Genomic DNA, 13,714 nt, shown 5'->3' with positions numbered 1-13,714 from the left:
GACGTATCCGGCATATCTTCTGTGATGTAACCGCAGCCGGAGCCCGCCATGGACCCGCTCATGTTGTCGCGCATTCAGTTCGGCGCGAATATCTCGTTCCACATCCTGTTTCCGGCTATCACCATCGCGCTTGGCTGGGTGCTGCTGTTCTTCAAGCTCCGCTACAACGCCACCGGCGATTCCGCCTGGATGCGCGCCTATTTCACCTGGGTAAAGGTGTTCGCGCTGTCGTTCGCCATGGGCGTGGTTTCGGGCGTTACCATGAGCTTCCAGTTCGGCACCAACTGGCCCGGTTACATGGAGACTGTCGGCAACATAGCCGGCCCGCTGCTCGCCTATGAGGTCCTCACCGCCTTCTTCCTCGAGGCAGCGTTCCTCGGCATCATGCTGTTCGGCTTTCGCCGCGTCTCCAACCGCATCCACACGCTGGCAACCGTGCTGGTAGCTGGCGGCACCACTCTGTCCGCCTTCTGGATCATCGCGCTCAACTCGTGGATGCAGACGCCGGTCGGCTTCGAGATGCGCGATGGCGTAGCGCACGCCACCGACTGGTGGGCGATCGTCTTCAACCCGTCCATGCCCTACCGGCTCGTCCATATGCTGCTTGCCTCGGGCTTGACGGTTTCGTTCCTGATCGGCGGCCTGTCGGCGCTGCGCTATCTCTATGGTGACCGCTCGGAATCGATGTGGAAGGCATTACGCACCGGTGTCTTCACCGCGGCAATACTGATCCCCATACAGATCTTCGCCGGCGACCAGCATGGCCTCAACACGCTAGAGCATCAGCCGCAGAAGATAGCCGCCATGGAGGCCAACTGGAACACCGGTCCCAACGTGCCGCTGATCCTCTTCGCGCTTCCAGACGAAGCGGCAAGGGAGAACAGATTCGAAGTTACCATCCCTGATGGGGCCAGCCTCATCCTCAGGCACAGCGCCAGTGGCGTCGTGCCGGGGCTGAACGACTATGCCGGCAACCACCCGCCGGTCTTCCCGGTGTTCTGGGCTTTTCGCATCATGGTCGGCGTCGGGGTTCTTATGCTCGTCGTCTCCTGGTCGGCCGCTTTTTTCCTCAAGCGCCGCCACAGCCTGCCGAAGCTGCTGGCGCTGGTGATGGTGCCGATGGCGCTGTCCGGCTGGCTGGCGACGCTGGCCGGCTGGTACACCACCGAGATCGGCCGCCAGCCGTGGCTGGTCACCGGCGTGCTCAAGACCACCGACGCCGTCGGCCCGGTCGCCGGCAGCCATGTCGCGCTGACGCTTGCGATCTATCTCATCCTCTACGCGCTGCTGCTGATCGCCTATCTCGGCGTGCTGGTGCATCTGGCGCTGAAGGCGGCGAAGGATGGCGATGCCTCGCCGCTGCCGGGCGTGATGAACGCTGCGCTGTCGCAGCCGGCGGCGAAATAGGAGAACGGTGATGACGCTTCCCTGGCCGACATTGCTCCCCCTCATCTTCGCCGGCCTGATGGGCCTTGCCATCCTGATCTACGTTATCCTCGACGGCTTCGACCTTGGCATCGGCATCCTGTTCGCGGTCGCCGAAGATGCCGAGCAGGACACGATGATCGCGGCAATAGGTCCGTTCTGGGACGCCAACGAGACCTGGCTGGTGCTGGCCGTCGGCCTGCTGCTGGTCGCCTTCCCGCTGGCGCACGGCCTTATCCTCAGCGCGCTCTATATTCCGGTCTTTCTGCTCCTGGTCGGCCTGATCTTGCGCGGCGTCGCCTTCGATTTCCGCGCCAAGGTGCCGGCCGGCAGGAAGCAGCGCTGGAACCGCATCTTCTTCCTCGGTTCGGTCATCGCCTCGCTGGCGCAAGGCTACATGCTCGGCGTCTATGTGCTCGGCCTCGATTTCGGGCTGGCTGGCATGGCCTTCGGCGCGCTGGTGGCACTCTGCCTTGCTGCCGCCTATGCGGCGATGGGCGCAGCCTGGGTCATCTACAAGACGGAAGGCGAATTGCAGAGGAAGGCGGTGCTCTGGTTGCGCCGGGCGCTGGTGCTGACCGCGCTCGGCATGGTCGCCGTCTCGCTGGCCACGCCGCTTGCCAGTCCGCGCATCTTCGACAAATGGTTCGTCTGGCCCGCCATGCTCTATCTGTCGCCGCTGCCGATCCTGTCGGCGGTGCTGTTCCTGTGGCTGTGGCGGCAGACCTTCCATCTGCCTAAGGCGGACGACCGCCATGCGCTCACGCCATTCCTGACGCTGGCCGCCATTTTCACGCTGGGCTTCGCCGGCCTCGCCTGGTCGTTTTATCCCTTTGTCGTGCCCGACCGGCTGACCATCTGGCAGGCGGCGTCCGCGCCTGAAAGCCTTGCCATCATCCTGGCCGGCACGGTGGTCGTGCTGCCGATCATCATATTCTATTCGTTCTACGCCTACCGCGTCTTCGGCGGCAAGGCGACGGATCTGACCTACGACTGACCGACGGCAACGCGATGGATTCCCGATGAGACCGCGGTGTCGCGGGAAACAGAATATTCACCTTCCGGGGCAATAACCCTTCTTCGACAGAGTCCGGCTCGCTGCTGCGGCGGGCAAGAGGAAGGACAATGCGATGAGCGGTGTCCCCGTCGCATCAGCGAGACAAGATCGGCTGGCCTTGATCCTGATCCGCATCGTCGCTCTGATCGCAGCGCTTGCCTTGGCCGGCCTGCTGCCGTTTCCGCAACAGTCGCATGCCCAGGAGATGGCCAACTGGGCCGGCATTTGGGATACGAAATGGCGCGGCGCCGGCGCCGAGATCACGTTCGAGCAGACCGGCGCCGAAGTCAAAGGCGTCTACCCGCTCTATAACGGCCGCATCGAGGCAAAGGCCGAAGGCAGAAATCTTGTCGGACGCTGGTTCGAGGGTGATCGGCAGGGCGCTTTCGTCTTCGTTCAGTCGCCCGACGGCGAGAGCTTCATGGGGCGCTTCGAATCCGCCACCGCCGAGTGGTGGACAGGCGTGCGCGTCAGCGCCGTCGAGGACATCGGCGTCGACCAGACCAGCCCGATGACGACCATGCGCTCTTTCCTGCAGACCATGAATGAGAGCGGCGCCGACAATGTGCCGCGGGCAACCGGCGGCGGCATGGGCCTCGCCGCTCGGGCGGCCGGGTTGATCGATGTCACCGACGCCGACCGCGGCGACCTCAACATGCCCGACTACACCAAGCTTCTGTTCAACGTCATCGACAATGCGACCATCCGCCTGTGGAGCCTGCCGCGCGACGCGAGCACGGGCGACGAGGTGAGCGCCAAGCTTCAGCAGCATGACACCGACGTCTCCTTCGAAGTCACTTTCCGCCGCAGGCAAGGCGAGTGGTTCATCGTCGGTCCGCCGCTCGGCCTGCTTCGGGCCAAGCTCGCCGAATTCCAGGCGGCGCGCGGCGAAGCCGTCGACTGGGTCGACGATCCAGCCAAACTGGCTTCGCCACGCGATACGTTCAAGGTGCTGCTCAGCGGCGTCACCGAGGCTGGCAACACCGCACAGGCGGCGCTCAATCTGCGCGACTACAATCCGGCGGTGCGCGCCGACGAGGCGTTCCTTCTCGAGCGCTATCTGAAGAAGGTCATCGATCGTATCGGCTATGTCTACTGGCAGGAAATTCCGGACGATCCCAAAAGCAACACGCCCTATACCTATTTCGAGCATCCGTCCGGCAACATCGTCGTCGGCCCGGTCGAGACGGACAAGGGCAAGATCTGGCAATTCACCCCCGAGACACTCGCCAACATCCGCACGCTCTATGCCGACGTGGAGGACGTACCGGTGGCGCCGGAATTCGCCGCTTTCGCCAGCAATGACCCGTTCTTCGCCACGCGTGGGCTGGCCCGCGAGATCAGTCCCGGCCTGCTCACCCGCGCCGGACCGATGGAGCGTTGGCAATGGTGGATGCTCGGCCTCGCAGTGCTGGCCGGTATTGCCTTCGGCTTCATCGCCAATGCGGTCATTTCCTTTTTTGCGCCCAGCCAGAACCGTTCGCAGCGGTCGGCCTTCTTGCGCGTCGTCGAATGGGCGGTGCGCTCGATCTTCCTCGGCCTTTTCCTTTTGGTGGCATTGCGCCCGCTCGGCTTGCCGCAGGTGGTCGCGGCACCAGCGAAGGCGGCGGCCTGGAGCCTGATCGTGATCGGCGCCGTTCCCGTGGTCTGGCATCTCATCGGCAGGATCGCCGAGCATTACCGCAGGATGTGGCCGGCGCCCGGCTATCACGACACGCTGATTTCGTTGTCCACCGGCGTCGCGCGCGTTGCCGTGCTGGTCATCGCTTTCCTGCTGTTGGCCGAAGTGCTTGCGATCCCTTACGAAGGCGTCATCGCCGGCCTCGGCATCGGCGGTCTCGCCGTGGCGCTGGCGGCGCAACCGACGCTGCAGAATTTTCTCTCCGGCCTGACGCTCTATGCTGACCGGCCGGTCAGCGTCGGCGACTTCTGCAAGTTCGGCGGCCAGTCGGGCACCATCGAGCATATCGGCATGCGCTCGACCCGCATAAGGTCGCTCGACCGCACCGTCATCTCGGTGCCGAATTCAGACTTCGCCGGCATGCAGATCGAAAATTACGCACATCGCGATCGCACCCGCTTCGCGACGACGCTGCAGCTGCGCTACGAGACCACGCCCGACCAGTTGCGCTATACCTTGGCCGAGCTGCGCAAGCTGTTGATCGCGCATCCGCGCGTCATCGACAATCCGTGCCATGTGCGCTTTGTCGGCTTCGGCCCCTATTCGCTCGACATCGAAGTGTCCACCTACATCATGACTGCGGACGGGTCCGAGTTCCTCGCCATACGCGAGGACATCCTTTTGTCCATCATCAACATCATGGACGATGCCGGCGCGCAGTTCGCCTTGCCCTCGCAGCTGGAGTACAGCGTCGCCGATCTTCCGGTCGACGAGGAAAAGCGCATTGCGGCGGAAAAACGGGTCAGCGACTGGCGCGAGGCGGAAAACCTGCCTTTTCCCGATTTCAGCCAGCGTGACAAGCTCACCTTCAACAACACCCGCGCCTACCCGCCGCAGGGCTCGGCGCGTTACCGCGAGATGGAGCCCGCCCCGACATCGGCTGAGGCCATGGCAACGCGGGAAAAGCTGGGCTGGAGCCTGCCTTGGAAAAAAGGGACGGCGTAGGACGAAGCGCGGGAGCTGATCTCCCCCCTCGAGGGGGGAGATTACCCATCCCCAAATTTCAGCTCTTGTTGGCGGCCAGCACCAGCACAGGCTTGTCGCTGTAGAGCGCTGGAAACAGCGTCTTCAAATTCTCGACCTTGGGCAGGTCGTTGTAGACGATGTAGGGGTAGGTCGGGTTCAGCGTCAGGAAATCCTGATGATAGTCCTCGGCCGGATAGAAGGGTTTTTCGGTCTCCAGCGTGGTCACGATCGGCTTTGGAAACACCTTGGCCTTGTCGAGCTGGGCGATGTAGCTCTCGGCGATCTTCTTCTGTGCGTCGCTTTCGGCAAAGATCGTCGAACGATACTGGGGACCGCGGTCCGGGCCCTGATAGTTCAGCTGCGTCGGGTTATGCGCGACCGAGAAGTACACCTGCAGCAACTGGCCATAGGTCACCTCTGACGGTTCATAGGTGATCTCGACGGCTTCGGCGTGCCCGGTCCGGCCGGTGCCGACCGTCTCGTAGACAGCCGTGTCCTTGTCGCCGCCGGCATAGCCGGAGACGGCGCTGGTCACGCCCTTGACGTGCTGGAACACGCCTTGCACGCCCCAGAAGCAGCCGCCGGCGAAGACCGCCTTCGCGGTGCCGGCGGTGGCTTTCTCGTCCATCGCCGGCGGCGGGATCACCACCGCGTCCTCGGCCGAGATTGCCGGCGTCTGCCACAGGGCGACGCCCGCCGCCAGGACGAGCGCTGCAAGCGCGCCCTTGGCGAAGTTCATCGATCGCCTTGCAGACGGTTTTTCAATGCTGGTCATCTCTGATCTCCATGCATGAGTTTACGACTATACGACAGATGGATCCGCCAGCGTCTCACATTGCCGTGCGCGTTGGGCCGTGCACATTGGGCATGCGCACTGGACACCATGCGCCGCTCAAAATCCGGCATAGTGGACCGTCCCTGACCTGGACAGGGAATGGCCATGGCCAGGGACGGCCGGGAGCGAATCCGGGGCCTATTTGGCCGGAGCCATGGCATCGGTCGCCCCCATTGCGTCGGCCGGCTTCATGGCATCCGTCGCCATGGCATCGGCTGGCTTCATGGCTTCCGCCGGCTCGACCGGCTTCATCGCGTCGGTGGCCATCGCATCGGCGGGCTTCATGGCATCCGTGGCCATCGGGTCCGCAGGCTTCATCGCATCCTCGGCGCGGGCGACGCCGCCGGCAAAGAGCGCCGTCGAGCAAAGCGCGAAGGCAAGCGCCGGCAGGGTCAGGCGGGCGAAGTTGGTCATGGTGGTCTCCTCTGGGGTGATGGCGCGCTGATGCGGCCGGCATGTGCGGCGCCGCTCATGCGGCGTTGCGCAAATCTCGAGAGTCTAGTCGGTGGCGGCGGCCAGGATCGGCCCGCCATCCGGCACCTGGACCAGCACCGCGGTGCTGAGCCCGCTCGCGGCGGCCGGCAGCGGCAGCGCGATGGCATCGCCGGTCCAGGCGCCAAGCCTGGAGAGGGAATGCACGACATTGGCATGCGGCAGCGTGCGTCCGGTGTTTTCGCCGCGCGCCACCGGCACGTCGATGACGCCTTGCCGGTAACGCACCAGCCAGATATCGGCCTTGCCGCCCGGCACCGTGCCGGCGCCGATGGCGATCTTGCCGTCGTCGAGCGACAACGACGGCCCTTGCGGCTGGTCGCTGCTCGAAATCAGCTGCTCGATCTCACCGGGCCGGGCGCCGACCGCATCGGCGTTGCCATTGACCACCACCTGCGGCGTGAACGGACCCGAACGGCCGAGCGACGGTTCGTAGCGGATCTGGCGCTGGGTGAATTCCTCCCTGCCGAAAGTGTCCTTCCAGCCGAGATAGTCCCAGTAGGTGACGTTGAAGGAGAGCGCCAGCACATCAGGCTGGTCCTTGACCTTGATCAGATTGGCGTTGGCCGGCGGGCAGGACGAGCAGCCCTGGCTGGTGAACAGCTCGACCACGGTGAGTGGCTGGCCGGCGGCCGCCCCCGAAAGCCCGGTTACAAAAACGATCGTCGCCGAAAACAGCGCCGCGGCGGCTGAGCGCGTCACGCTCCTGCTGCGTTTGAATTGTGATCCGATCATCGGGTTCCTCCGTGCGGCGTGAAGCGCCGGTCATGCCCACACTTCGCCGCCGCAGTGCGGTTCGTTACAGCCATCACCGCTTCGTGATCGTTCACCTCCGTTTGCGGCCGGCGCCATGCCGCGAACGGCTGCGTCTTACCGCAAGTTCGACAGCACGAAGGAGAAGAAGGGCGACCTCGTTGGTCAAGGCTGCAGCGTGAACTATGGCCGCACTCAGCCGTGGCGCCGCGTTTCCATGTAGTGCCACACGCCAGCCGCGACAGCACCGGCCGCGATGCAGACGGCAATCCAGATCCCGGTGTTGCCGCCCAGAGTGCCGAACGCGGCGCCTAGCACCACCCCACCGAGAATGCCCCAAACCAGCTTGCTCGCCATTTGGTTGTCCTTTCGTGAGTTCGGAAGGATGCGAGCCTTTGCATGGCCATGTGGTCATTTATCGACGCCAGTCTGACCGCTACCGGATCACCAGTACAAACAGCAACGCCGCCCTGCGGCGGCGTTGTCATGCGTTCCTTCGAAGTCGGCCGTTGCGTCGTTCTCGCGCAGCAGCCTACTGCGTAAGCACTGTTTCCGAAGGTCGCTGATTGAAATCGCACCTGCCGGTCACGGTATAGAAGAAATCGGCGTTGGACACGGGAGCCGGTACGGCATTTCCGCCGTCTTCCCAGGCCTGCTCGCTGGGCTGGCCGCACGGCACCACGGTGAAGATGTCCACCTTTTCGCCGTTCGCGACTTCAACGCCGTCGATGTACAACCGGTTCGATGTGTTCGGGTCGTTCGACTTGAGCGTGGTTGGCCGAGCCGATGGCACGTCCATCTGCAGATACAGCGTGTCCATCAGGCTGACGTCGATCACCGCGCCGGCGCCGTTCGCGGGATACATGGTGTTGGTGCAGGTGGTCAGGTATTTCTTGCTGCCGCTCGTCTGGGTGATCGCCCCAGTGGGCAGATTGTTGAAGTTGTTCACCTGCTTGGTCGTGCACACTTGCTGCTGGACCTTCGTTTCCGTCGCTCCGTTGACCGTGTACACGGTGGACGTGCCGTAGCCTTTCGGATCACCGAAATTGTTGTAGACATAGGTGATCTTCATCAGCGGCTTGGCCGTCGTTTCGGTGAATTTCGTGCCGTAGAGCCTCATCGTCTTGCCCCAATGGCCCGACACCTTGTCGACCTTGAACGTGGTCTGCACCAGCGCCGGCCTCTTGCGCACCGCCGATGCGACGGCGATCTGCACCGTGTCGACCTGGGCGATCTGCAAGAAGTTCGTCGGCATGGCAAACCTGGCCGAAGCATCGATGCTGGCGGTGCCGTCGGCGGCGACGACGAAGCCGTCGAGCTTGGCGACGCCTTGCCCGCTATTGGCCTCAAACGACTCCTGCAGCTTCACCTGGCGGTCCGCCAACGACGTGCTGGTTGGCAGCGTCGTGATCGACAGAGCCGCGGCATCGAGCGCATTCTGCATCGATGCCCTGGTCTCGATAGCTGCGTTGTAGTCGACCGAAATGCCCAGAGCGGCACACATCGGGATAAGCATGATGGCGAGTATCGGCGCAAGCGAGCCGCCCTCGGAACTGAGGAAATGGCCTCCAGACTGTGACATTTCTTGAACCCCCAAACCGTGACAGGTCGTGGCCTATCACGCAGGGCGCGAATTATGCTCTAATCGGATAGATCAAAGTTTAACGGCTTTGCGCGCCCGGCAGGCAGGCGCCGTTGGTGAAGCTGCCATCTCCCCCACAAGGGGGGAGATTGGATGTCACTTCGGCTTTCGCCAAACCCTCAAGCGATTGCCCGCGCCCCGGCCGCTTGCCGATGCAACCTGCCCCTGCTAAAGCCGCCCATCATGACCACGCCGCTAGACCACATCCGCAATTTCTCCATCGTCGCCCATATCGACCATGGCAAATCCACGCTTGCCGACCGGCTGATCCAGTCCACCGGCGGGCTGGAGCTGCGCGACATGAAGGAGCAGGTGCTGGACTCGATGGACATCGAGCGCGAGCGCGGCATCACCATCAAGGCGCAGACGGTGCGGCTGAAATACCGCGCCAACAATGGCGAGGACTATATCCTCAACCTGATCGACACGCCCGGCCATGTCGACTTCGCCTACGAAGTGTCGCGGTCGCTGGCCGCCTGCGAGGGCTCGCTGCTGGTCGTCGACGCTTCGCAAGGCGTCGAGGCGCAGACGCTGGCCAATGTCTACCAGGCCATCGACAACAACCACGAGATCGTCGTGGTGCTGAACAAGGTCGACCTGCCGGCGGCCGAGCCCGAGCGCATCCGGGAGCAGGTCGAGGAGGTGATCGGCATCGATGCCTCCAACGCTGTGCTGATCTCGGCCAAGACCGGCCTTGGCATTCCTGACGTGCTGGAGGCGATCGTCAACGACCTGCCGCCGCCGCGCGAGGGCGACATCTCGGCCCCGCTGAAGGCCATGCTGGTCGACAGCTGGTACGACGCCTATCTCGGCGTCATCGTGCTGGTCCGCATCATCGACGGCGTGCTGAAGAAGGGCCAGACCATCCGAATGATGGGCACCGGCGCCAAATATCTGGTCGAGCGCACCGGTGTCTTCACGCCGGCCCGCATCAATGTCGATGAGCTCGGCCCCGGCGAGTTCGGCTTCTTCACCGGCTCGATCAAGGAGGTGGCCGACACCCGCGTCGGCGACACCATCACCGAGGACAAGCGCCCGACCGCTCATGCCCTGCCCGGCTTCAAGCCGGCGCAGCCGGTGGTGTTCTGCGGCCTGTTTCCGGTTGACGCCGCCGATTTCGAGGATCTGCGCGCCGCGGTCGGCAAGCTGCGCCTCAACGACGCCAGCTTCTCCTATGAAATGGAAACAAGTGCTGCGCTCGGCTTCGGTTATCGCTGCGGCTTCCTTGGCCTTTTGCATCTGGAAATCATCCAGGAGCGGCTGGAGCGCGAGTTCAACCTCGACCTCATCGCCACCGCGCCTAGCGTTGTCTACCGCCTGGCTCTGACTGACGGCACGACGAAGGAATTGCACAACCCGGCCGACATGCCCGACGTGGTCAAGATCGCGGCGATCGAGGAGCCGTGGATCCGCGCCACCATCCTCACCCCGGACGACTATCTCGGCGGCATCCTGAAGCTCTGCCAGGACCGGCGCGGCATTCAGGCCGACCTGTCCTATGTCGGCAAGCGCGCCATGCTGACCTACGACCTGCCGCTCAACGAGGTCGTCTTCGACTTCTACGACCGGCTGAAGTCGATCTCCAAGGGCTACGCCTCCTTCGACTATCACCTGACCGACTACCGCGAGGGCGATCTGGTCAAGATGTCGATCCTGGTCAACGAGGAGCCGGTCGACGCGCTGTCGATGCTGGTCCATCGCACGGCGGCGGAAAAGCGCGGCCGCCAGATGTGCGAGAAGCTGAAGGAGCTGATCCCGCACCATCTGTTCAAGATCCCGATCCAGGCGGCCATCGGCGGCAAGGTCATCGCCCGCGAAACGATCTCGGCGCTGCGCAAGGACGTCACCGCCAAATGCTACGGCGGCGACGTCTCGCGCAAGCGCAAGCTGCTCGACAAGCAGAAAGAGGGCAAGAAGCGCATGCGCCAGTTCGGCAAGGTGGATATCCCGCAGGAAGCGTTTATCCAGGCGCTGAAGATGGGGGATTGAGAAGCCGGTCGGCGACCGCGCGAAGCGCGGCGCCGAGACATCGATCCAGTGGATCGATGTCAGGCTTCGAAAGCGGGGGAGTTGCCGGAGGCAGCGGGCCCCCCCGCCAGGAGATTAGCGGTGTGGGCAACAATCCTAAGCAACCGACTCCGGGCCGTTGCCCGTTTTACGCGAAGGGTTCATGAGCAGATCCAAGGGCCCTAAGGTATCCTCTCGCATCCTGATATTGATAGGCTCGAAGCTGTTTGTTGGAAAGTAATTCACTATTGCCCAACCGGAGCCGTCTTGCTGGACATAAACGGGTCTATTTGTATCTGCGTCCATGCTCTCCGTTGTTCCGAGATGAAGTGCGGTAGGCGTGTCCCATACGGCACCATGCAAAATGGAGCCGTTGGACAGCCTCTCAATTCTCCGCACGATCAGCGGCAGGAAGCCCTGCTCCTGAAATTCGGTTTTGAGCAGTCTCAGTTTTGGCTTACCAGTCCGGCCGAATGGCGAATATTTGAGTCTTTTGTTGGTGCACGGGTGCAGCGTCCATGGTGGGCCAAGGCAGTCAAAAAAGGCACCGCCACCCCGCGGCCCGGGGATGTAGTAGACTCCAACTTGACAGACGGGACAATTAGACCAAGGTCCGCTGCTGTATCCGCGAATAGAAGCGCGCTTCCATCCACTCCATCGGACTGTGGGAGACCGCAAACGTCGCCCGCCGCTAAAACCGCACGTGCAGCTAGGTTGATGGTTCCGCCCGTTACAGGGCATGTTTAGCCTCCTAAACGAAACTGAATTTATAGCCGAGTCGGCGCAGACCACCTAACGATGATAGTTCTGCCGGCCGCCCCCTTCCTGAAGGGCAGGAAGGGGCAGTACCAAAGTCATGCTTCAGTTTTGAAGTCGCAACCTCAGCCTTGCGCCTGAAAGCGGGAGGCTGAACCTAAGCGCTGTCGCAAAGCTTTACTTCATGCCCTTGCGTAGCGAACCCTATGTACTAATCTCTGGCCAGAATCATCGTAGCCGTTGATGGGATCATGAGCCAACGTTCACCAAAATTTTTTTTGCGAGAAAAAATAATTGCAGAAATAGTGAATCTGCCGAGCCTAAAAAATACGTGGAAAAAGAAAACCCACACAGACTTTAGAAACTTTTTCCTGACAGACCCTGTCGACCACCTGGATGTAAACATAAGAATAGATGACATATGCAATAAAATTGTAACTAAAATAAAGTCTGGAGAGTATTCTGTTTCCGGAACGAAGCGATATCTGGTCGAAAAGTCCAAGGGCCTATGCCGGCAGATGACTCTACCGTCTGTTGAGGACGCATTGACGCTTCAATGTTTGGCCGATGCCTTTTGGGAAGAAATCAAATCGAAGGCCCCATCGAAAAATGCCTTCTTTGAACCGAAGGATCATTCATTCGCTAAGAACGAAGACGACGAGCCAGAGTATGGATCCGTCAAAGCATGGCTAGAATTTCAGAAGGAAATACTTGGTTTCTCAGAAGAAAATAAGTACATCATAATTGCCGACATAGCAAATTATTACGATTTTATTGATTTTTCGCATCTAAGAAACGTGATAGTATCTACGGTTACCATAAGAGAGCCAATAATAGACTTTCTAATGTACATGCTTTCGGGGATGTGCTGGAGACCGGATTACATGCCTACTCGGGAAGTAGGGATGCCTCAAATAGATATAGATGCACCGAGGTTACTAGCTCATTGCTTTCTATTCGAGCTAGATGCGGTTGTTGAGGATATGAAATTTTCCAATTATGCGCGATTCATGGACGATATTGACGCCGGCGCGAACGATATCGCAGAGGCGAAGAAGATTATCAAGTCGATCGACCTTACGCTTCAAACACGGCAGCTTAGGCTAAATGCAGGTAAGACAAAAATACTTACATATAAGGAAGCTAGGAAGCACTTCAAGGTTCTCGAAAACAGAGTTTTGAAAAAGCTTAAGAAAGAAGTTGTAGATGCCGATCCGCCAAAAGCAGCTAAATTACTGCCTAAACTGATGTCAAAATGGCATCGTCGCCGTGCTTTTGACGAGGGGAACGGGGAGAAAATACTCAAGCGAATTGTGACCCACTCCATCAAAGTTGGTGCAAAGTTAGAACGGACACTGATTTACGATTTCATCCGACTTAGACCAAATATACGCGAGTCGGCATTTCGATACCTGTCTCATGATGGATATACGGTCGAGGATGTTGCGAGTATAAACAAGATCGTGGAAGAGGGGTACGTTTGCGACGACAGCTTTTTCATCGGATATGCTAAGTCTCTGTCGGTTGGGAAGGTTGCGCCAACCACGGAAATGCTCGCAGAAGTAAAGAAAACGATTACGTCGATATGCACCGACGACTTTTACAGGCTATATAGCGCCTTGCTGCTTTGCTTCAGGTTTATGGACGCCAGTGACACGATTCAGCTTCTAAAAAAGCACGAAAGCGTCTGGCGTCATGATAGTCATTTAGGCAGGCTCGTTGGCGGACTTTCTCCTATAGCAAGGCGTGATAAAAGATACACCGAGCTCAGTGAGCTAATTCGGGGTTCACTTAACAGCGATGCCATTGCCATTCAAAACTTTCACTACAGCGTGCGAACAGAAGTGAAATCTTTAGCTCCAATTCTAAGCAAATTCTCCTCGCAGGATAACAGCTTTCCCTGCGGCATCAGGTTAGGAAAGTGGCTCGTTCTGCATAGCATTCTACAGAATAAGGCTCTGCCCGACACTAAGCGGAAGAAGATAGCGGTAACGTTTGAAAACCTAAAAAGTGAGCCGCATTTCTCGATTGCTGAGCTTAGCTAACTGTGAGCCTTCAGGAGGTTGTCCATTCGGCCCCGACCGAGAAAGCTGAGGTTGT

Annotated in this window: 10 protein-coding genes; 5 read left to right on the top strand and 5 right to left on the bottom strand. The window is 60.5% G+C overall.

Going from position 1 to position 13,714, the window contains the following annotated elements; genetic code table 11:
* Positions 1-48 precede the first annotated feature (48 nt).
* The 3 genes from E5X88_RS30045 (at position 49) to E5X88_RS30035 (ending at position 5,108) form a co-directional block, all read left to right on the top strand.
* Complete coding sequence (locus E5X88_RS30045) at positions 49-1,407, top strand: cytochrome ubiquinol oxidase subunit I (protein WP_292167652.1); 1,359 nt, start codon at positions 49-51, stop codon at positions 1,405-1,407.
* A 10-nt stretch (positions 1,408-1,417) separates the two neighbouring features.
* The gene (locus E5X88_RS30040) at positions 1,418-2,422 is read left to right on the top strand and encodes a cytochrome d ubiquinol oxidase subunit II (protein ID WP_292167650.1); all 1,005 of its coding nucleotides are present in this window, start codon (positions 1,418-1,420) and stop codon (positions 2,420-2,422) included.
* 133 nt (positions 2,423-2,555) lie between these two features.
* Positions 2,556-5,108, top strand: coding sequence for a mechanosensitive ion channel family protein (locus E5X88_RS30035; RefSeq protein ID WP_292167647.1), 2,553 nt, complete (start codon positions 2,556-2,558; stop codon positions 5,106-5,108).
* Positions 5,109-5,166: 58 nt separating this feature from the next.
* On the opposite strand, the gene msrA is transcribed toward E5X88_RS30035, so the two are convergent.
* The 5 genes from msrA to E5X88_RS30010 all read right to left on the bottom strand — a co-directional run bounded on the left by msrA (position 5,167) and on the right by E5X88_RS30010 (position 8,791).
* Positions 5,167-5,904, bottom strand: coding sequence for a peptide-methionine (S)-S-oxide reductase MsrA (gene msrA, locus E5X88_RS30030; RefSeq protein ID WP_292167646.1), 738 nt, complete (start codon positions 5,902-5,904; stop codon positions 5,167-5,169).
* A gap of 198 nt (positions 5,905-6,102) precedes the next feature.
* A complete protein-coding gene (locus tag E5X88_RS30025) occupies positions 6,103-6,378 on the bottom strand; it encodes a hypothetical protein (protein WP_292167644.1) in 276 nt (91 codons plus the stop codon).
* 84 nt (positions 6,379-6,462) lie between these two features.
* Entirely contained in the window at positions 6,463-7,191 is a 729-nt protein-coding gene (locus tag E5X88_RS30020; protein ID WP_292167641.1) for a DUF1223 domain-containing protein, read from the bottom strand.
* A 213-nt stretch (positions 7,192-7,404) separates the two neighbouring features.
* A complete protein-coding gene (locus tag E5X88_RS30015) occupies positions 7,405-7,566 on the bottom strand; it encodes a hypothetical protein (protein WP_292167638.1) in 162 nt (53 codons plus the stop codon).
* 175 nt (positions 7,567-7,741) lie between these two features.
* Complete coding sequence (locus tag E5X88_RS30010; RefSeq protein ID WP_292167636.1) at positions 7,742-8,791, bottom strand: TadE/TadG family type IV pilus assembly protein; 1,050 nt, start codon at positions 8,789-8,791, stop codon at positions 7,742-7,744.
* A gap of 243 nt (positions 8,792-9,034) precedes the next feature.
* Here E5X88_RS30010 and lepA point away from each other — a divergent pair, with 243 nt between their 5' ends.
* Both lepA and E5X88_RS30000 read left to right on the top strand, forming a co-directional pair.
* Positions 9,035-10,840 carry a translation elongation factor 4 gene (lepA, locus tag E5X88_RS30005; RefSeq protein WP_292167633.1) on the top strand — a complete coding sequence of 602 codons (1,806 nt, stop codon included), beginning with the start codon at positions 9,035-9,037 and terminating at the stop codon, positions 10,838-10,840.
* Positions 10,841-11,865: 1,025 nt separating this feature from the next.
* Positions 11,866-13,659: an RNA-directed DNA polymerase gene (locus tag E5X88_RS30000; RefSeq protein WP_292167632.1), complete on the top strand. Its 1,794-nt coding sequence runs from the start codon at positions 11,866-11,868 to the stop codon at positions 13,657-13,659.
* Positions 13,660-13,714: the final 55 nt, after the last annotated feature.

Source organism: Mesorhizobium sp. (assembly GCF_004962245.1).
In the GTDB taxonomy this organism is placed as follows: Bacteria; Pseudomonadota; Alphaproteobacteria; order Rhizobiales; family Rhizobiaceae; genus Mesorhizobium.
This window is presented reverse-complemented; position numbering and strand designations above follow the sequence as displayed.

Coding starts and splice junctions, on each gene's coding strand:
- E5X88_RS30045 (WP_292167652.1), top strand. CDS start 49: ATGGACCCGCTCATGTTGTCGCGCATTCAGTTCGGCGCGAATATCTCG.
- E5X88_RS30040 (WP_292167650.1), top strand. CDS start 1,418: ATGACGCTTCCCTGGCCGACATTGCTCCCCCTCATCTTCGCCGGCCTG.
- E5X88_RS30035 (WP_292167647.1), top strand. CDS start 2,556: ATGAGCGGTGTCCCCGTCGCATCAGCGAGACAAGATCGGCTGGCCTTG.
- msrA (WP_292167646.1), bottom strand. CDS start 5,904: ATGACCAGCATTGAAAAACCGTCTGCAAGGCGATCGATGAACTTCGCC.
- E5X88_RS30025 (WP_292167644.1), bottom strand. CDS start 6,378: ATGACCAACTTCGCCCGCCTGACCCTGCCGGCGCTTGCCTTCGCGCTT.
- E5X88_RS30020 (WP_292167641.1), bottom strand. CDS start 7,191: ATGATCGGATCACAATTCAAACGCAGCAGGAGCGTGACGCGCTCAGCC.
- E5X88_RS30015 (WP_292167638.1), bottom strand. CDS start 7,566: ATGGCGAGCAAGCTGGTTTGGGGCATTCTCGGTGGGGTGGTGCTAGGC.
- E5X88_RS30010 (WP_292167636.1), bottom strand. CDS start 8,791: ATGTCACAGTCTGGAGGCCATTTCCTCAGTTCCGAGGGCGGCTCGCTT.
- lepA (WP_292167633.1), top strand. CDS start 9,035: ATGACCACGCCGCTAGACCACATCCGCAATTTCTCCATCGTCGCCCAT.
- E5X88_RS30000 (WP_292167632.1), top strand. CDS start 11,866: ATGAGCCAACGTTCACCAAAATTTTTTTTGCGAGAAAAAATAATTGCA.